Source organism: Streptomyces sp. SPB162, assembly GCF_029504575.1.
In the GTDB taxonomy this organism is placed as follows: Bacteria; Actinomycetota; Actinomycetes; order Streptomycetales; family Streptomycetaceae; genus Actinacidiphila.
Genome location: NZ_JAQFII010000002.1, coordinates 147,697 through 166,856 on the forward strand (window position 1 = coordinate 147,697; position 19,160 = coordinate 166,856).

A 19,160-nucleotide genomic window follows, 5' to 3' on the forward strand; every position below is an offset into this window, starting at 1 on the left:
GCGGCAGCGCCGGCCGCGCTCCCCCACCGTCACTCCACGGGCACCGCGTTGATGTTGACACCGAGCGGCGCGGGGGCTCGGGCGCCGAGCCAGCCCATCGCGGCGATCTGCACGCCGGCCTGGAAGCGGCTGCGCGCGTCGACGCGGGTCATGAGGTCCGCCATCATCCGGCGGATCGTGCGCAGCGAGACGCCCAGCCGCTGTGCGGCCCGTTCGTCGGTGAGCCCGCACGCGAGCAGCCGCAGCAACTGGCGCTCCTGGACGGTGAGTCCGGAGGGGTCGCGGGTCGGCGTCTCGCCGAGCGCCCGCGCCTGGTCCCACACCTGCTCGAACAGGGCCCGCAGCGCCGCGATGACACCAGGGCTGTGCAGCAGCACCGCGCCCTTGCGCGGGTCCTCGGGATCGACGGGGACGACGGCCGTCCTGCCGTCGACGATGATCATGCGCAGCGGCAGCGTCGGCGTGGTCCTGACGCTGCCGCCCAACTCGCTGAGCCAGCGCGCGTACTGCACGGTGGCGGGGTCGTTGCGGACGCTGTCGAGGTAGACGGTCCGCATCCGCACGCCGCGGTCGAGCGTCTCCTGGTCCAGGTCGCGGCTGGCCTCCATGACATGCGCGGGCTGCGGCCCGCCGGGTGCGAAGGAGAGCACCTCCCCCGCCGCGTCGGCCGCCAGCTCCTCCAGCCGGACCCGGACCTCGCCCAGGTCGCACAGGATCTCGACGCCGGAGGAACTGCTGGCCGGACGCGTCGTCGCGAACTCGGTGATCAGGCTGGCCATCGCGTGGCGACTGCGGTCCATCTCGTTCTGTCGGCGCTGGGCTTCCGCCTCCTGACGGGCGAGCATGGCGGCGAGCCCCAGCTCGGGATTGACGGCGCGCCAGCGCCCGGCCGGTCCTGCCGGGCGGACCAGCGCGAGGTCGGCGAGCTGGTCCAGCGAACCGCGTATGGCTTCCACCGACTGCTCCAGCAGATCGGCCACGTCGGGGATGTCTAACTCGGGATGCATGAGCATCGTCCGATAGACCCCCTCGGCCACCGCGTCAAGAACTAGCCGTTCACTCAACTGGTACCCCCCGAGCTCCCCTGGGTGGTCAGCTTTCGACGCACCCGCCCGTGACAAAAACGCCGTCGAGGAACACCCCGCTGAAGGTGTTCGACCACGACTCAGGGCGTCAGCGTAGCCGTACAGCAACCTTAGGTGAGGGCTTCGGATGCTCCGATTCTGGGGAAAACGCGTGGCCGGACGGGGTGCGCGGACATATCGATCGCGACCCGCCCGCGGGCGCGCGGTAAAGACGCAGTTCAGAAGGTTGTAAGGGGAACCCCTTCTACCGCTCCCGCACCCCCCTTCCACCGGCGGTGTCACCTTCCTGCCATGCGCCATTGACAGGCCGCGGTGGGGAAGTCGGCACGGGCGCATGGGGCGAGTGGTGTTCATGGGGTGGCGGTGATGCCAGGGGTCGTTGAGGCGTCGGGGTCGTTCGAACGTCGCGTCCGGCGGCCGCAGCTGGCCCGAGAGTGCCAGTGCACCTTGGTGACAGCTCCGGCTACAGACAGCCGGGTCATCCGCGGGCCACTCTCATGGTGTCGGAAGAACGGCACGGCAGCCGGACCATCCGAAGCGGGAAACACCAGCACCACCAGCCGGTTTCGCACCGGTTTCCATGACCCCGGCGGGAGTCCGGGATCCCCACGAACGGAAGGCTCGGGCATTCCTATGCGCAAGCTCGCGGTATCCATCGCCTCTGTCGCTGTCATCCTCGGTGCGTCCGTCTCCGTGGGGAGCTCCCTGGGCGCCGCGTCCCCCGCCACCGCTCCTGCCCACTCCGTCAGCGTCGTGGCCGACGGTCCCACGCCGGCACCGACTCCCACCCCGGCGCCCACCCACCCGCCGGTCACGCCCGACCCGACGAACCCGGACACCTGGGGCTGGGGCTGAGCGGCGGTTCGCATCCGGGGACGAAGGGAGTACGGGACACATGACCACGGCACTCGACCGACCACAGGACCTCCCGCCCGCCCCGACGTCGGCGGCCACGACGACGACCACGACCACCAGCGTCCTGCTCGCCGACGGGCACCACCTCTTCCGTTCCGGCCTGAGCGCCCTGCTGGACCGCGAACCGGACCTCACCGTCTGCTCCGAGGCGTGCGACGCGGACAGCGCCGTGGCCCAGGCCGCCGGGGGCCGGCCCGACCTGGCGGTCGTCGATCTCGACGTGCCGGGAGCGGGCGGACTGCGCACCGCCGAGCTGATCCGGACGCTCTCCCCGCGCACCGCCGTCCTGCTGCTCGGTGCGGCGCCCCGCGCCGACGAGGTGCAGCGCGCCTACGCCGACGGTGTGCACGGCATGCTCCGCAAGGACGTACGGCCCGAACGGCTCATCGGCACGGTCCGCGAACTCGCCGCGGGACGACGGGTCTTCGACCCGGAGCTGGTACTGGTGGCGATCCGGCCGGGCCCCGACACACCCACCCGCAGGGAACTCGCGGTCCTGCGGCTGGTGGCCGCCGGCAGCACCATCGGCGAGGTCGCGAACCAGCTGTCCCTGTCGCCGGGGACCGTGCGCAACTACGTGTCGTCCGCCATCGCCAGGACCGGCGCCAGGAACCGGTGCGACGCCATACGGATCGCCCGCGAGAACGACTGGTTGTAGGGCCGCCTCGTCGGCCCTCCCCCGCTCAGCCCTGCTCCCGCATCGTGTCGACAATGTCGCAGAAGCCCTGCGGCAGGCTGCCGGAACCCGACGCCGGGCGGCTGCCGATCAGGAACTCCCCCACCGAGGACTCCGACGTCCAGTCCAGACCCAGGGCGCGCGCCGCCGCGTCGGTGTCGCCGGAACCGAGTCCGCACGGTGCCAGGCCCATCGCCGTCGCCACCAGGTACAGGGTCTGGTAGAGCACTCCCACGTGCTTGAGCGTCAGCGCGTACGCGATCTGGCTGTACTTCCACGACAGCCGGCCGAACCGCGAGGTCACCGTCAGCAGCACCTGTGGGTTCACCGTGCAGTTGGTCGCCCGCCAGGCGGCCGTCAGCAGTTCCCTGAACGCCGCCTCGTCAGCCGCGCCGTGCCAACGGCGCGGCTGCAGTCGGTGGGCGGCCGCGTCATAGCGGTAGACCCCGGTCGGCAGCCCCTCGCAGGCGGCGACCGACAGGTAGATCTCCAGCTCGCCCGTGGCGCCGCCGGCCGGGTAGGGGCGGTCGATCGCGTCGTACGAGTTCGGGTGCGAAGGGTCGCGCGGGATCACCTGCCGCACCCGGGCGGCCCGGTAGAGCAGTTCGGCGAGCTGCTCCAGCGTCACCGGGGTCTCCCGCGTAGGTGCGGATCGAGCGGCGCCCCTCCAGCACCTCGGTGAGCCGCGGGTCCCGGGCGGTCACCTCGTCCCAGTCCGGCACCGGCAGGTCGATGCCCGGCTCGTCCTCGTTGCTGCCCGCGCCCGGCAGGGCCGGCGGGTGCGGTACGTCCTGGTGGGCGAAGACGCCGCCGCTGGTGTAGTCGTGCCGGCCGGCCCGGCTGCGGGAGTGGAAGAGCAGGTCGTGGAAGTCCCACAGCGGCGGGTCCGCCGCCGGGAGCGCCGGACCGGCGTCGGCCGCCGTGCCCCCGGCCGGCTCCATGAACCCGGTCCCCGCCAACAGCGCCGCGAGCGCGGCGCCCGACTGCTCGGGCAGCCCGGCCAGCGCGGCGGCCTCCGCCACGGTGCGCGGCGTGGTCAGGGCCGCGACGAACGCCGCCGCGGCGGGCAGGTGCAGTGTCACCCGGTAGGGCGCCAGCGGGGACTCCATGACGCAGCCCTGACCGATCGCGCCCCCGCCGCCGTCGGTGGGTCCGTCGGGCAGCCTGCGCAGGTACGCGAACCGGGACAGCACCACGGGCGTGCCGCCCAGGTCCGGCGCCCCGGGCGTGGACGCCGAGCGGGCGATCGGCACGGCGGTGGCCAGCGGCCCGGTCAGCGGGTCGTCGAGGATGCTGGTCACCAGATAGGGGAAGCGTCCCAGCAGGCTCAGCAGCCGGGCGGCATCGCGGTCCCCGGCCAGCGCGTCGGCGTCGACCGGGCCGGCGCCCAGCGCCAGCAGCCGGCGCACGGTCGGAGCGCCGAGCGCGTGGACGCGCTGGCGGCCCCAGGGGTGGGTGAGTTCCACGTCGTCACCCTCGGCCGCCACCTTCACGTCCTGGCGGAGCGTCAGCATCCGTCGCACCCGCGACAGTTCTGCTGCGGCGGTGGTCAGCGGCTGTTCTGTGATGGTCATGGCGCGCCTTCCGTCCTGCGGTCAGATGAAGATGGCGGTGGGGTTGAGGTCGGCTTCCGCGGTGGGCGCGGCCTTCCATCCCAGCCGCACGGGAACGTCGTAGAGCCGGCCGGGCGCGAAGCGGGCCCAGAAGTGCCGCATCCCGGGGACGATCACCTTGGCGACGGGCAGCCCCACGTCGGGGCGGGTCTGGTCCAGCACCAGCATCTCCATGCCGTGCTCCGCCACCAGGCGCTGCACCGTCTCCAGGTCCGTGCGCAGGTCGTCGGCGGCCAGCGGGTCCCAGCGGCCGGCCGTGGCGGGCGCGTGGCCGTCGAGGGGCTTGAGGTGGGGCTGGTTGGCCAGCGTGGCACTCGTCCACCAGGCCTTCTGCTCGTGGTCGGCGCCGGAGTACGCCGTCTCCCCGGGTCCGGCGTCGGCCACCGGTGACAGGAACTGGTTCATCTCGGTCAGGGCCCGGGTCAGCGCGATGTGCGGGTCCAGGTGGGCGCCGAAGGCGATCAGGATGTCCTCGGCCGGCTTGTCGGTCCGCCGGGAGAACGCGCCGACCACCGGGATCCCGAAATCGGCCGTCAGGTCCAGGGCCCACATCTCCCGGTTCAGGCCCGCGTAGACCTCGCGCATCCGGTCGATGTACGGGTCGCCGAACGAGTCCAGGTCGACGGCCGGGCGCTGGACGCGGTTGTACCACCACAGGGCGACCGCGTCGCGTTCCACGAGCTCCAGGAAGCCCTGCAGCGTCGCGTCCTCGAACGAGGTACCCGCGGCGGCCCCGTTGGAGTCGCCCATGGCGAAGAACGGGCCGTTGTGCCGGTATCCGTAGTACAGCGACATGGTCGGCAGCCAGCGGGTGCGCTGCGACGTCAGCGACCAGGCGGGCGACCACTCGATGACGGCGTCCTCGCGGAACCGCTCGGGCACCGTGTTGAACATCGACTTCTTCGCGTTCCACAGCTCCCGCTCAGCGAACTGCCGGTCGCTGAAGAGCAGACTGGTCGACGGGTGCACGGCCTGCTCGCCGAGCTGCTCGTAACTCGCGGTGCGGCGTGCCTCGTCGCCCTGGAACACCCCGGAGTAGCGTTCCATCGCCTCGCCCATGGCGCTCGCCCGCGCCTGCGAGTCCGTGCGCCCCTTGCCGCAGCTGATGCTGCGGAGCCCCGTGCGGAGCTGGCGCAGGTCGCCGACCTGGCGGGCGAGGTTCTGGCCCGCGACGTAGACGCGCAGGCCGCCGGGGGTCCGCTCGGCGGGCACCAGGGTGGTCACCACACCGGTGACCGGGCTGAGCTGCGGCCGGTACTTCAGCAGCATGTCCTCGGGCGAGGAGGACCGGTGGCCGCCGTCGGCGGTGAACGCCTTGGCGCGGCTCTCGAAGCGCACCGGTGCCAGCTGGCGGCGCTCCATCGTCGCGGCGTCGCCGCAGGACGGGCACTGCGGGCGGCGGACCAGCTCGTGGCGTTCGGCTTCGGCGAGCACGGTGTCGAACGTCAGCACCTGGGCCTTCTCCGGGCGGACGCCCGCGGCCCACTTGGCGGCCTCCAGCGCGGCCAGCTGCACCCCGATGGCGGCGGTGGGCGCCAGGTGCGCGCCGACGGTCGGGACCGGCTGGTCCCGGCCCAGCCGGTGCTGGAGGTAGCTGAGCGACTGGCGATTGGCGGAGAGCCGGTGCGCGAGGCACTCCCAGCAGCCGGTTCCCGCGACGGGCTCCGCGGTGTCGGCGGACGGGGGCGCGTCCGGGACGAAGACCGGTCCCACCCAGACGATCGAGCCGACCGGCCGGGCGAGCATCCACGGGGTGCCGGACGCGAGGGCGGCCGCGTTGCGGGCGGCCAGGCCGGGGTTGAGGTAGTCGTCGGTCAGCGCGACGACGAGGTCGGCGCCGGTGGCGTCTCCGTCCGCCGGTCCGAGTTCCACGTGCGCGGCGCCGGCCGCGCGCAGCGCCGCGACGAACGGTTCCGGCGCCACCTTTCCGTAGACCTCCACCCGCACCCGGGCGTCCCGCAGGGCGGCGACGGCCGTGTCGCCGTCGCGGCCCGCCATCTCGAAGAATCCGGCGGCGGCCGGGTCGGTCGCCGGGTCGGACGCCGCGGCCCAGCCACCGGCGACGAGCCGGTCCAGGGCCGTGGTGACCCGGTCGGCGGGCACCGTCGGCGCCAGTTCCGCGCCGATCTCGAGGGCGCTCCTCGTGCCGTCCAGGAGCGGCGCCAGCCGTTCGGCCAGCGCGCCGTTGACGACGCTGACGCCGCGCTCGGACACCAGGTAGACGGCTTCGCCGTCCACGACGTAGGGGGTGTAGTGCCGCTTGAAGCCGATGCCGGGCGTCGGCCGGGTACTGGTCATGGTGACTCCGTAATCCGTATCCGTAGGTGGTCGGGCGGCCGGGCTCAGCGCAGGGTGGCGAGCGGGGCGGTGGCCGGGTCGATCAGCCGCAGCAGCAGGAGGCCGACGGCGGCACCTCCGTCCAGCGCGCCGAGGTTGACGCGGTCGTCGGCGGCGCGGTCCCCGAACCAGCTGCCGGTGTCCCGGCGGCGGCGCAGCAGTTCGGCGACGAGGACGCCGGCCGCTTCCCGGCCGTCGAAGAACGGTCCCGGCACCAGCGCCGCGGCGGCGGTACCGCCGAGGTCGTCGTCCAGGGTGTGCAGCAGTCCGGCCTCGGCCGAGGTCAGGGCCTCGCCGGCGGCGGCCACCAGTTCACGGGTGCCCAGCGCCGCGACCTCGGCGGCGGTGACGGGCGGGGTGAGCCCGGCGAGGTCGCCGGGGTGCACGGCGCCGGTGCCCAGCGAGACGGCGGTGTCCAGGCAGGCGAGGCGCCCGCCGCGGGTGGTCGTCGTGAACCGGTGCGCTCGCAGCAGCGCGCGGGCGGCGTCGGGGTCGGCCAGCAGGCCGGGCGCTTCCGCGACGGTACGGGCGAGGGCCGCGGCGATGCTGTCGGCACCGGTCGGCACCAGGTCGAGGAAGGTCGCCGGGCTGGTGCGGCGACCGGTCGGGGCGTCGGCCGCCAGAGCCTGCCGGGCGGCTTCCGCGAGGTCGCGGATGGCCGCGTCGGCGTCGCCGGCCGCGCCCGCCGGGCCGGCGCCCGTGGAACGGCGCAGCCGCAGCAGGTTCAGCAGGAGTCCAGCCGTCCCCAACGGGCCGTCCTGGTACGGGAGCCGGTCGGCGTCCCGGGCCGAGGACCGGCCGGCCGGCGCCGCCGCGAGGGCGGCCGCTCCCGGCACCAGCGCCCGCGCCACGTCGAGGAACGCGGGCTCGGCGAGGGACTCGGCGCCGCGGGCCAGGGCGTGGATGAGGGAGCCGGGGCCGGCGAGGCCGCCGGGCACCGGGACCCCCGAGGCCAGCCGGGTGTCGCGGGCGAAGCCGAAGGAGGCCGGGTGGCGCGGGTCGATGAGGGCGGCCGCGGCCCACAGCGTCTCGTGCGCCGCCTGCCGGAAGCGCGGCGACCCGGTCGCCGACCAGAGCTCGGCGAGGAAGAGCGCCACGCCGACGCCGCTGGTGACGAGGTCGACGCCGCTGAGCACCTCGACCTGGCGCAGCCCGGTCGCCGGGTACCAGCTCAACCCGATCCAGCCGCCGCCCGCAGGGGTGCGCTGCCGGTCGGCGAGCATCTGGTCGCCCAGCCGCACGGCCTGGTCGAGGAGTTCACCGGCGGTCGGTACGGACAGCGCGGTCCGTGTGCGGGCGGGAGCGGCCGCGGGGAGCTGCGTGCCGGACCGGGCCGCGTCGACGCAACCGGACAGGACCGCGGTGTGCAGATCCAGGTCGAAGCGGTCGAGTTCGGTGATCCGGGCGTGCAGCCGGTCCCAGGCGGTGCTCTGGAAGTGGTGCGGGATCTCGTGCCCCTGCGCGGTGAACACCGAGGACGACGTGGTCATCGAGCGGAAGAACGGGATGTCCAGGACGCGGTAGGAGTCGAGTTCGCTGAGTACCACCTCCAGCAGGTCGCCGCGGGCGCTGTCGCCCGCGCGGGCGGCCACGGCGCCGCGCAGCGCGCCGGCGATCACCGTCTCGCGGGTGGCGCCGTCGGACAGGGCCAGCGGGCTCGTCGAGGTCCGCAGGATCTTGTAGCCGTCCCACGTGTGCCGCCAGATGTAACGCACCCAAACACCCTTGAAGCCGGCCAGCGGGCCGTCGGTGGCCGCCAGCCGCTCCCGCATCCCGGCGAGCGTGCGGTGCATGTCGCGGTAGCCGGCGACGACCTCGTCCGTGTACTCCCACGGGTCGGCCTTCTCCCCGTCGTGCACCGGCCGGTACGGCGGCAGCGGCAGGGCGGGCTTGCCGGGTTCGATCTCCAGGTCGTCGGCGCGCGACAGGCACCCGATGTCCACCACCGGGCGGTCCTTGGACGGCACCCACGGCTGCACGGCCATGGCCGTGCGCACGACGGTGGACTCCAGGACGTCCAGCAGCCCGCCCTGCCCCGCGGGCAGCGCCGGTGGGGTCTGCACCCGCGGGTAGAGCAGGCATTCCAGGTCCGTGATGACCGGGTACTCGCCGCTCGCCAGCAGGTTGTCCGACCACAGGTCGCGGCCTTCGAGCAGCTGCACCAGCCGGACGGTCATCCCGAGCCGGCGGTAGAAGCGGGCGAAGCCGTCGCGGTCGGTGCACGGCAGGGCCGGGACGAGCTCCTCCCAGCCGTAGGCGTCGCCGTGGTCGGGCGCGTGCTCACCGGAACCAGCGGTGACGACACCGTCCGGCGCGCTGCGGTCGCTGCGCACCAGCACGGTGCGGACGTGCAGGGCGGGTGACAGGCCCGCCCCGTTCAGGTCGCGCACCAGGTCCATGTAGGCGGTGGCGTGCCGCAGGTCCTTCGGCTTGTAGACCACGCCCTGGCCGTCCGCGAAGTACAGCAGGGCGACGGACCGTCCGCCCGCGTGGCGGTCGCCCGCGTCACCGTGCACGGCGGCCAGAGCGCCCGGGTCCGTGCCGTCCCACATGCGGGCGCGCAGCAGGTCGCGGTCGGAGGCGAGCCGGGCGAACATTTCGGTGTAGACGTGCTGCCAGTGACGGCAGACGGTGCCGACGAGGAAGGCGAGCGCGGGCAGCCGCTCCAGCCGGGCCAGCCAGCCCTCCTGGGAGGCGTCCGGGCCGCCCTGCGCGTCCCAGTCGCCGCCGCCGGGGTGCGCGGACGACGACTGGACCTCGTAGCGCATCGGCAGGTCCAGCGCCTCGGTCAGCCGCCGTACGAGGGTCTCGGCCAGGTCGGCCTTCGCGGAGTCGAGCACCTGGACGCCGAGCACGGACGCGGTGTTCCCGGCCCCTGTCGCGTCGTAGGGCAGCAGGGCCCCGGCGGCGGTGCGGAAGGAGGCGGTGATCGCGCCGGGTGCGGTGGTCGCGGTGGTGGGGGCGGCCGGCTGGGCGCGCAGGAAGCCGATCAGGGCGTGCGCCCAGTCCGGGACGACCGACGGGTCGCGCAGGGCGACGGGCCGCAGCCCCTCGCCGAGTTCGCGGCCGGTGGACGCCAGGTGGTCCAGCAGGACCCCGGCCGCCGCGGGTTCGCCCGCCGCGCGCCGCAGCCAGCCCGCGACGGCCGTGGAGCGACTGTGCTGCTCGTCCTCGGCGGCGGTGAAGACGGGCGGCCGCCCGTCAGCCGGTGGGGAGCCGGCGGCCGCGCGTTCCGGGAAGGAGGCGGCCAGGGCGATCACCGCGCGCAGCCGGTCGTCGCCGCGCGGGACGCCGGGCAGGAGCGTGCCGTCGCCCGCCGGGGACCCGGTGGCCGGTCCCGGCACGGCGGGGGTGGTGAGCCAGGCCTGCAGGTCGAGCGTCATCTCAGATCTCCTGGGGTCGGACGAGGCGGGTGAACAGGGGGTCGTGGTCGAGCAGTTCGTCGTAGGTCCCCGAGGCGGTGACCCGCCCGGCGTCCAGGACGTGGATGCGGTCGGCCCGGCGGATGGTGCTGAGCCGGTGGGCGATGACGACGCGGGTGGTGGCGAGGGCGGCCACCGCGTCGGCGACGTGGGTCTGGGTGGCGTTGTCGAGGGCGGAGGTCGCCTCGTCGAGCAGCAGCACGGCCGGGCGCCGTACCAGCGCGCGGGCGAGCAGGATGCGCTGGATCTGGCCGCCGGAGAACCCTTGGGCGTCCTCCCCGATGCGGGTGCCGAGGCCGAGCGGCAGGGCCCGGAGTTCCGCGGCGATGCCGGCCTGTTCCGCGGCGGCCCAGACGTCGTCCTCGGTGACGTCGGGGTCGGTGCCCGCCAGGTTCTCCAGCAGGTTGCCGCGCAGCGTCCGGCCGTTCTGCAGGACGGTTCCCAACTGGCCCCGCACCAGGCGCAGGTCGAGAGTGGCGAGATCCTGTCCGTCGTGGCGCACGGTGCCGGACTCGGGGGTGTCGAACCCCAGGATCAGCCGGATCAGTGTCGACTTTCCGGCGCCCGACGGTCCGACGACGGCGACGAACTCGCCCGCGTCGGCCCGCAGGCTGATCCGGTCCAGGGCCGGCACCGCCGCGCCCGGGTAGCGGAAGGTCACCTCTTCGAGGGCGACCGCGCCCCCCAGCACGCCCGGATCGCGGCGGTGCGGCCCTGAGTCGGGGACGGCCGGCGCCGCGAGCACCGGCCGCAGCCGGTCGAGCACCGGCGCGATGCCGTACGCGGTGGCCGCCGCGTGGGTCAGCTGGCCGAGCGCCAGCGCCACCTGACCCGCCGCGATACCGGCCGCCATCAGATGCCCCGCGGACACGCTCCCGGTGCCTCCGGCGGCGGCAGCCGCCAGCAGCACCGCGAGCAGCAGTGGCTGCAGGGCTGCGGTGACGGCGCCCGAGGCGGCGTCGGCGCGCATGGCGGCGGCGTCCGCGTGCTTCTGCCGGGCGAAGGGGCCGGCCCAGCGGGCGAAGGCCTGGATCTCGCGGCCGGCCGTCTGGAGCTTGTCGATGCCCAGCAGCAGCCCGTACAGCACGCCGTGCAACCGGCCGTGCAGCGCGTACACCTCGGATTCATAGCGCTGCCTGCGCCGTCCCAGCAGCAGCAGGACGGTGACGGCCGCGACCGCGGCGAGCAGCAGCACCCCGCCGAGCCGCAGGTCCACGGTGAGCAGCAGGAGGAGCCCCGACAGGGAGAAGAACGCTCCCAGCACCGCGGAGACCAGCACCTCCGACAGGGCCTGGCGTGCCTCGGCCACCGCGTTGGCCCGGTGCACGAGGTCGCCGGTGGAGAAGTCCCGGAAGAACCGGGCGTCATGGGTGAGCAGCCGATCCCAGACGGCCGGCTCCAGCGCCGCCTGGATCCGCCCGGTCAGCCGCACGGCGGCGGTGTTGCGGACCAGCAGGAGCAGCAACCCCGCCGCGGAGGCCGCGCCGAGCAGCAGCGCCAGCCAGCGCAACGGGTGGCCGTCGGCGGCCAGCAGGCGCGGCATGAGCAGCCCGGCGCTCAGCGGCACGAGCAGGGTCAGGACGGCGGTGAGCAGCCCAGTGCCCGCCAGGACCGCCAGGTCGCGCCGGGTGCCGGGGGCGCCGAGCGCGAAGCGCAGCAGCGAGCCGGGTGTCGGGGTGCCGGGCGGCAGCGGCCGGTAGAGCAGCAGCGCCTGACGCGAGCAGGCGGGCGCCTGGCGGCGCCTTCCCCGCCCGCCGCCCCCGGACCGCCGGGTCGTACAGCCGGTGACCGCGGCCGCGCGGCACGAGGGCCAGCGGGCGGCCGTCGTCGGAGGCGAACGCGATCATCACACCGGCGGTGCCGCCGGGATCACCCTGGCCGTCCGCGGCCGCCGGCAGGGTGACCTGTCGCCAGCGCACGCCCAGCCGCCGCAGCAGTGCGACGAGCGGGTCGCGGGCCGTGCGCACCGCGGCGGGCAGTTCAGTCGGCACCTCGATCCCCAGCGCGGGGCCGAGGGCCGCCAGGACGGCGAGCGCCTGGGCGGCGGCGTCCGGCAGCGGAACGACCGGCCCCTCCACGCCGGGGCGGCGGGCGGCGGGGGCGAGCCCGTCGAGCGCGGCCGCCAGGGTCGCGCGGTTGGCCGCCGCCGTCGCGTTCAGTGCGGCCGTCACGGCGACGGTCCGGCCGCGCTCCACCTGCTGAGTGGACGTCATGACTGCTCCTGCACGGGACGGTTCGGGGTCGGCGGGTCGGTCGGCGAGTCGGTCGGCGGTTCGGTGGGCGCACCGGCCTCGGACAGCAGCGTCCGGTAGCGGCCCGATACCCCGGCCAGTTCCGCCGGGGTGCCCTGCTGGACGACGCGGCCGCCCTCCAGGACCACCACCCGGTCGGCGGACCGCACGGTGCTCAGCCGGTGCGCTAGCACCAGGCAGCTCGCGCCGCGCCGTCGAAGGTGCGTGTTGACCAGTGCCTCGGTGCGTGCGTCCAGCGCGGAGGTCGCCTCGTCCAGCACCAGCAGCGGAGGGTCGAGAGCCAGCGCGCGGGCCAGTTCCAGCCGCTGCCGCTCGCCCCCGGACAGGTTCCGCGCGTCCTCCTCGATCCGGCCGGCGTCCAGGCCGCCGCGGCCGCGGACCAGATCGGCCGCCTCCGCGTCGGCCAGCGCCCGGTGCAGGGCGCCCTCGTCCGCCGCCGGGTTCCACAGCGTGAGGTTGTCGCGGATGGTGCCCTCGAAGAGCCGCAGCCGCTGCTCCACGTAGGCGACCTGGCTGGTCACCACGGCGCGGGGCAGTGATTCGCGCGGCACGCCGTCCAGCAGTACCTCGCCGGTCCAGGGCCGCAGCACTCCGGCGGCGAGCCGGGCCAGCGTGGACTTCCCGCTGCCGCTCGATCCGACGACCGCGACCCACTCCCCCGGCCGCACCGTCAGCGAGATGCCCTCCAGCGTGGCCGGGCGGTTGGGGTCGTATCCGAAGGACACGTCCCGCAGCTCCAGCAGACCGGTGAGCGCGACAGGCCCCGCCGATCCGTCCACCGGGTCCAGGACGGCCGTCAGGTACGGGTCGGGCTCGGAGAGCTCGACGTCGTCGAGGAGCGCGGACTGCGCCCGTGCCATCGTCAGCTCGGATCCGGTGCCGACGAGTTGGGTGACCGGCAGGAGGAACCCGTTGAGCAGTAGCAGGAAGGCCAGCAGGGTGCCGACGGTCACGCTGCCGCCGATCAGCAGCGCGGTGCCGGCCACCACGACGGCAGCGGTGCCCGCCGTGGTGAGCGCGGTCGGCAGCGACAGCGGTACGAGCACGGCGGTGGCGACGTTCTGCGCGGTGTCCATGGCCCGCGCCTGCCAGCCGGACCAGGAGCGGAAGAACGAGTCCTCCGCGCCTTCGGCCTTCAGCGTCTCGATGGCGGAGATCCCGGAGAAGGCCACTCCGTCGCGTTTGTGCTGCTCGGAGTGGAGTTGGTGCAGCATCCCGCCGCGCCGCCGGTCGGCGAGTTTCAGAGCCGCGACGTCGATGACGGCCACCGCCACCGGCACCAGGGCCAGCCGGGGTTGCAGCCAGATCAGGGCGGCGAGGTGCGCGGCCGCGGTGGCGGCCGCGGCCGCCGCCCCGGCGGCGCGGTAGGAGAGCAGCGCCGACAGGCCGTCGTTGATCTGGACCCTGGTCACCAGGCCGCCGAGTTGCCTGCGGTGGAAGAACGATCCGGGCAGCCGCAGCATGCGCCACAGGAATCCGGTCGAGGTGCGGGCCGCCATGTGCGCCAGCACCCGGTTGACGACGCTCTGCTGCAGCCAGGTGCCGAGCAGCACCGCGGCGGCCGAACCGCCGGTGGCCAGCACGAGCGGTGTCGCCCAGGCGCCGGTGCCGCCGATCGTCACCGAGGTGAGGTAGGCCCGCAGCAGGAACGCGGCGGCCATCGCGGGTACGGTGAGCACCACCGCGACCAACACGGCGACCAGCAGCGCGAAACCGTAGGGTCGCACTCGCGACAGCAGTCCCCGCAGGAACGGGAACCGGGCGCCGCCGCGTTCGAAGTCGGGCCCCGGTTCGAAGCCGACGGCGATGCCCGCGAAGAATTCCCAGAACTCCGCCGGGGTCGCCGAATGGCTGCCCAGCGACGGGTCGTTGACGCGGACCCGGCCGCGCTTGATGCCTTCGAAGACCGCGAAGTGCGGTCCGGTGACGAGCACCATCGAGGGCACCGGCACGGCCTCCAGGCCCAGCAGCCGGTCCTCGCCCCGCACCACCCGGCGGCCCCGTGCCACCAGGCCGTAGCGGCCCGCGGCGCGGGCCACCGCGGCGGCGCTCACCCCGTCACGGGAGACACCGCAGGAGCGGGACGCCTCGTGCAGGGTCGTGCGGCGGCCGAACGCGCCGAGGACGATCGCGAGGCAGGCGGCCCCGCAGTCCTGCTCCTCCATCTGCGGAACGACGGGCGTGCGCAGATGGCGGCGACGACGCGGCACGCGGCCGGCTTTCGGTTCAGGGGAAGGGTTCGCGGCGGCGACCACCTTCGGCTGCCGGTCCCGCTGTTCCTCCGCGGCTCGGGTGTCGAGGCTCATCGCCCGGCCCCCGTACCCAGGATGACCTGGTAGGGGCGGCGCGAGCCGAGATCGACGGAGGCGTTCACGGACACCGGGCCGTACGCCGCGGGCAGCGCGTCGGGCCCGCCGTCCGGCACGGCGGTGATCGTCCAGACCGGATCCGCGCCCGCTCCCACATCGTCCCCGCCGAGCGGCAGCACGCCGTCGAGCGAGTCGGCGCGGGCCGGATACAGGTCCACGGCCGTGATGCGGGCGCGCACCGCCCCGGACGGCAGCGGCAGCAGGACGGACTGGCCGGGTCGCAGGCGTGCCAGGTCCCGGGCGGAACCGGTGTAGAGCCGCAACGTGGCCGGTTCGCCGGCCGGATCGAGGGCGAGCAGCGCGGCGCCGGCGGTCAGGGTGCCGCCGGGCGCGGTCAGCACACTCGCGACCGTGCCGTCCGCCGGAGAGCGGAGCTCGATGGTGGCGCCCTGGCCGGGCGCCGTGGTGCGCAGCAGCGCGAGGAGCTGCCCGCGGGTGACCCGGTCCCCGGGGTGGACCCGCAGGTCGAGCACCGTACCGGCGACGTCGGCGCGGGCGAGGACCGGCGTGGCACCGTGGGCCAGCACGCCGGGCAGCGACAGGGTGTTGGGGAGCGATCCCCAGCCCACCCAGGCGCCGCCCGCCCCCAGGGCCAGTACCAGCGCGACGAGCGCTGAGCCGAGCCGGCCGCCGATGACACGGATCGGGCGGTCGAGGCCCGGTTCGAGCTGGGCCGCGGCGGCCGCGGCGGCGACCGTCACCGCATGGGTGGACGGATCCGTTCGCTCCGCTCGCGCGGGCGGTTCTCCGTCAGGGACGGCCGGGACGGTCTTCGCTGTGATCGGGACAGTGGTCGTCATCGCCGTCACACCCCCGCGCCGAGGGCGGTGAGCTGCTTGACCTCGACGGGCAGTTCCCGCAGCCCGCCGAAGACGAACTGCTCGCTCCAGCGGGCGGTGCCCTCGTCGAGCGGGGTGCTCAGTTCCCGTTCGGCGCCCGCCGCGGCGAGCAGCGCCAGGACCGTTCCGCCGGCCATCAGCGACAGCGGAGCGCCCAGGCAGTGGTGCGGCCCGTGTCCGAAGGCCAGGTGTCGGCGCTCCGCCCGGGCCGGGTCGAATCGATCGGGGTCGGGGAAGCGGCGCGGATCACGGTTGGCGGCCGCGTACAGCAGCAGCACCACCCGTCTGGCGGGCAGCAGGGTGTCGCCGACCCGTACGTCGCCGCCCAGACCGCGGGCGCTGGCCCGTACCGGGCTGCCCAGTCGCTGGCACTCGTCGAAGACGGCCTCGGCGGTGTGCGGTTCCGCGCGGATCCCGGCGGCGAGCCCGGGGTTCCGCAGCAGCTGCCAGGCCGCGACCGCGAGGCCGGAGGTGAGGGTCTCGAGCCCGTTGGCGAACAGCATGACGACGAAGGCGAGCAGATCCTCGTCGTCCAGCCGGCCCGCGTCCCTGGCCTGGACGAGGCGGCTGATGAGGTCGTTGCCGGGGCGCGCCGCACGGGCGGCGCACAACTCCTCGACCCAGTCGCGGAACCCCTCGAACTCCGCGTCGAGTGCGGCGGTCCGCTCCGCTCCGGCGAAGGGGTCGAGCAGGGAGCGCGCGACGAGTCCGGCCCAGCCGGTCACCCGCTCGCGCTCCTCGGGCGGCACGTCGAGGATCGCGCACGACACCGCGACGGGCAGCGGCACGGCGAGGTCGGCGACCAGGTCGAAGGAGCCGGCGGCCAGCAGAGGCGCGAGCAGTTCCCCGGTGGTGGTCTCGATCCTGGCGCGGATCTCGGCGAGCCGGCGGGCGCTGAACGCGGCGGTGGCCAGGCGCTTGAGCCGGGTGTGGTCGGCGCCGTCCCGCATCGGCAGCGTCCGGGCGAGTACCTGGGCCAGCGCGGAGGAACCGGGGCGGTCGAGCCCGATCGCGGCGGGGTCCACCGCGGTTCCGGGGTGCATCAGGACGGTGACGATCTCCTCGTAGCCGGAGATGACGTGGACGCGTCCCAGGTCCAGTACCGGGGCTTCGGTCAGCAGCCGCCGGTAGAGCCCGGCGGGGTCGCGTCGCGCGGCCGGGTCCTGGATGAACCGCGTGAGCTGGTGGCGGAGGCTTTCCATGCCCGGTTCTCCTTGTCGGTCCGTGGGTCGGGCGGTCTTTTGGCTGGATTCGTCGTGTGCCGGGTGCGGGAAGAGGGGCGCCCCGGTGGGACCGTGTCGGTCCCACCGAGGCGCGGATTCCCGCGGCCGTGGCGGGCCGGCGGAGCGGTGGACGCCCGCCGGCCCGGCCTCAGTCGGCCGCTACTGCGTCAGGCTCGGAGGCCTTGCCAACCGGTGACCGTGAGGTCAGTTGGAGACCGAGCTGAAGGACGAGACGGGGCAGGCCGCGGAGAGCAGCGAGCTGACGCTGATGCCGCCGGAGACCGTGTCCAGCTCCTCGACCTCGATGTCGAACTGCTCGGTCTCGGCGACAGCGGCGGTCTCGGTGATGTTCTTGTCGTCAGCCATGGCCGACTCCTCTCGATACACGGCGCCGGACCCTGGTGGGCCGGTCCGCCGTTTCCCTCTTCGCTTTCGGCCTCCGGTTTTCCCGGCCGCTTCCGGCGATGAGAGAAATATGCACTCCGGTGCCGTCCGCACATCAGTGGAGAAAGTCAGGAACACCACCTGCAAAATGTCATACAGCTTTCTGATGACGTTTTACACATTCTCTGAAGTCGCAGTTCAGGAGGGTAAAATGACTTCACTTCCCCTTGCGGAGATTCTCCGGTCACGCGCACCATGTGCGCATGAGAGAAATTCCCGAAGTCATAGAAGTCCTGGAATTGCGCCAATCCTACGGTGATTACGAGGCGGTACGCGGAGTCTCCTTCACCGTCCGGCGCGGGGAGCTGTTCGCACTGCTGGGGACCAACGGGGCCGGCAAGACCACGACCCTCGAGGTCGTCGAGGGCTACCGGCCGCCCACGTCGGGCTCCGTGCGGGTGCTGGGCCTGGATCCCTACGCGGACGGGCCCGCGCTCCGCCGCAGGACCGGGGTGATGCTCCAGGAGGGCGGGTTCTTCAAGGAGTTGACCGTCCGCGAGACGGTGGACGCCTGGCGCCGCTTCACCGGGCGGGCCCGCGCCACCGCCGACGTCCTCGGCCGGGTACGGCTCGACACCAAGGCGGGCACCCGCGTCGGCCAGCTCTCGGGGGGTGAGCGCCGCCGGCTGGACCTCGCCCTCGCCCTGCTCAACGACCCCGAGTTGCTCTTCCTCGACGAGCCCACCACCGGCATGGACCCCGAGGCACGCCGCACCACCTGGCAGCTCGTCAGGGAACTGCGCGCGGCCGGCACCACCGTGGTCCTGACGACGCACTACCTGGAGGAGGCTCAGCAGCTCGCCGACCGCGTCGCCATCATGGACGCGGGCCGTATCACCGCCGCCGGCACCGTCGCCGAGGTCCTCTCCGGCCGGCGCAGCCGGATCACCTTCCCGCTGCCGCCCGGCGCCGCCGCCTCCGACCTGCCGCGCCTTCCCGGCGCCGACCTGGCCGTCCAGGGTGCCGCGGTGTCCTACGCCGTCGCACGGACGGCGCCGGCGCTGGCCGTGCTGCACGAATGGGCCGGCTCACGCGGTGTCGAACTCGACGGCATCGAGGTGCGGCAGGCCTCACTGGAGGACGTGTTCCTCGCCCTGGCGGCCGACCGGTCGGCAGTACCCGGCGAGCGCGGCGCCAGTCCCACGTGAACACCACGGCAAGGCGGCTGCCCGATGACCTGGACCCGTTACGCCCACGGCCAGCTCCTGCTGTCCTGGAAGGTCTTCTGGCGCAACCGCCGCTCGACCTTCATCGGCTTCCTGCTCCCCGTCCTGCTGGACCTGTTCGTCGCGGCCCCGCTGCGCGACAAGGAGATCGGCGGAATCGGCGCGGCCGGCTACGTCACCGTCGGCTTCATCGGACTGGCGCTCGTCACGTCCTTCGTCAACCTCCTCAACGCGGTCGTGGCCCGCCGCGACGACCTGGTGCTCAAGCGGCTGCGCGGCACGGAGGTGCCGCCCAGCGCGGTCTTCGCCGGCCAGATCGGCGCCGCCGGCATCGTCGTCCTGCTGCAGACCGCGGTGCTGGGCGCCCTCGCGGTCGGGCTGTTCCACGCGCCGCCGCCCGCCGACCCGGTGCTGCTGCTGCTCGCGCTGACCGCGGGGTACCTGCTCTTCGCCCTGCTCGCCGTGGCACTTTCCGGGCTGACGCCGAGCGCCGAGACGTCCCCGCTGGTCGCGACGCCGGTGCTCATGCTGTGCATGTTCGGCGCGGGCGTCGCCACCCCGCTCTCCTCCCTCCCCTCCTGGCTGCAGGGGCCGGCGCACGCCCTGCCGCTGACGCCGGTCGTGCAGGCGCTGCGCACCGCCTGGTTCGGCCGGACCTTCGGGCACGAGAGCTGGAACGGCGGCCCGCTCGCCGCTCTCTCCTTCCTGCACACCTGGCAGTCCGCCGTCCCCGCCCTGCTGATCACCGCCCTGTGGACGGCCGCCGTGCTGGCGGCCGCCCGGCGCCTGTTCCGCTGGGAGCCGCGACGCGCCTGAACC

The 19,160-nt window shown here is 74.2% G+C and carries 13 protein-coding genes; 4 read left to right on the forward strand and 9 right to left on the reverse strand.

What is annotated here, in order from left to right:
- Positions 1 to 29 precede the first annotated feature (29 nt).
- A complete protein-coding gene (locus tag M2266_RS30680) occupies positions 30 to 1,007 on the reverse strand; it encodes a LuxR C-terminal-related transcriptional regulator (RefSeq protein ID WP_277441540.1) in 978 nt (325 codons plus the stop codon).
- A 711-nt stretch (positions 1,008 to 1,718) separates the two neighbouring features.
- Here M2266_RS30680 and M2266_RS30685 point away from each other — a divergent pair.
- The gene (locus M2266_RS30685) at positions 1,719 to 1,940 is read left to right on the forward strand and encodes a hypothetical protein (protein ID WP_277441541.1); all 222 of its coding nucleotides are present in this window, start codon (positions 1,719 to 1,721) and stop codon (positions 1,938 to 1,940) included.
- Positions 1,941 to 1,980: 40 nt separating this feature from the next.
- Complete coding sequence (locus M2266_RS30690; RefSeq protein WP_277441542.1) at positions 1,981 to 2,658, forward strand: response regulator transcription factor; 678 nt, start codon at positions 1,981 to 1,983, stop codon at positions 2,656 to 2,658.
- Between the two features lie 25 nt (positions 2,659 to 2,683).
- Here the strand turns inward: M2266_RS30690 and M2266_RS30695 are convergent, their stop codons facing one another.
- From M2266_RS30695 to M2266_RS30730, 8 genes are all read right to left on the reverse strand, one after another.
- Entirely contained in the window at positions 2,684 to 3,304 is a 621-nt protein-coding gene (locus M2266_RS30695) for a SagB family peptide dehydrogenase (RefSeq protein WP_346780972.1), read from the reverse strand.
- Positions 3,305 to 4,271: 967 nt separating this feature from the next.
- A complete protein-coding gene (locus M2266_RS30700; protein ID WP_277441543.1) occupies positions 4,272 to 6,587 on the reverse strand; it encodes a TOMM precursor leader peptide-binding protein in 2,316 nt (771 codons plus the stop codon).
- A gap of 44 nt (positions 6,588 to 6,631) precedes the next feature.
- Positions 6,632 to 10,009, reverse strand: coding sequence for a type 2 lanthipeptide synthetase LanM (locus M2266_RS30705; protein ID WP_277441544.1), 3,378 nt, complete (start codon positions 10,007 to 10,009; stop codon positions 6,632 to 6,634).
- 1 nt (position 10,010) lies between these two features.
- The gene (locus M2266_RS30710) at positions 10,011 to 11,615 is read right to left on the reverse strand and encodes an ATP-binding cassette domain-containing protein (protein WP_277441545.1); all 1,605 of its coding nucleotides are present in this window, start codon (positions 11,613 to 11,615) and stop codon (positions 10,011 to 10,013) included.
- A gap of 642 nt (positions 11,616 to 12,257) precedes the next feature.
- Positions 12,258 to 14,606, reverse strand: a complete 2,349-nt coding sequence (locus tag M2266_RS30715) for an ATP-binding cassette domain-containing protein (RefSeq protein WP_277441546.1) — start codon at positions 14,604 to 14,606, stop codon at positions 12,258 to 12,260.
- Complete coding sequence (locus tag M2266_RS30720) at positions 14,603 to 15,469, reverse strand: HlyD family efflux transporter periplasmic adaptor subunit (protein ID WP_277441547.1); 867 nt, start codon at positions 15,467 to 15,469, stop codon at positions 14,603 to 14,605. Before M2266_RS30720 ends, M2266_RS30715 begins: the two co-directional genes overlap by 4 nt.
- A 5-nt stretch (positions 15,470 to 15,474) precedes the next feature.
- A complete protein-coding gene (locus M2266_RS30725; RefSeq protein WP_277441548.1) occupies positions 15,475 to 16,710 on the reverse strand; it encodes a cytochrome P450 in 1,236 nt (411 codons plus the stop codon).
- 225 nt (positions 16,711 to 16,935) lie between these two features.
- Positions 16,936 to 17,097, reverse strand: coding sequence for a hypothetical protein (locus tag M2266_RS30730; RefSeq protein ID WP_269270599.1), 162 nt, complete (start codon positions 17,095 to 17,097; stop codon positions 16,936 to 16,938).
- 281 nt (positions 17,098 to 17,378) lie between these two features.
- Here M2266_RS30730 and M2266_RS30735 point away from each other — a divergent pair, with 281 nt between their 5' ends.
- Together M2266_RS30735 and M2266_RS30740 are read left to right on the forward strand one after the other, a co-directional pair.
- Complete coding sequence (locus M2266_RS30735) at positions 17,379 to 18,323, forward strand: ABC transporter ATP-binding protein (RefSeq protein ID WP_277441549.1); 945 nt, start codon at positions 17,379 to 17,381, stop codon at positions 18,321 to 18,323.
- A gap of 24 nt (positions 18,324 to 18,347) precedes the next feature.
- Complete coding sequence (locus M2266_RS30740; protein WP_277441550.1) at positions 18,348 to 19,157, forward strand: ABC transporter permease; 810 nt, start codon at positions 18,348 to 18,350, stop codon at positions 19,155 to 19,157.
- Positions 19,158 to 19,160: the final 3 nt, after the last annotated feature.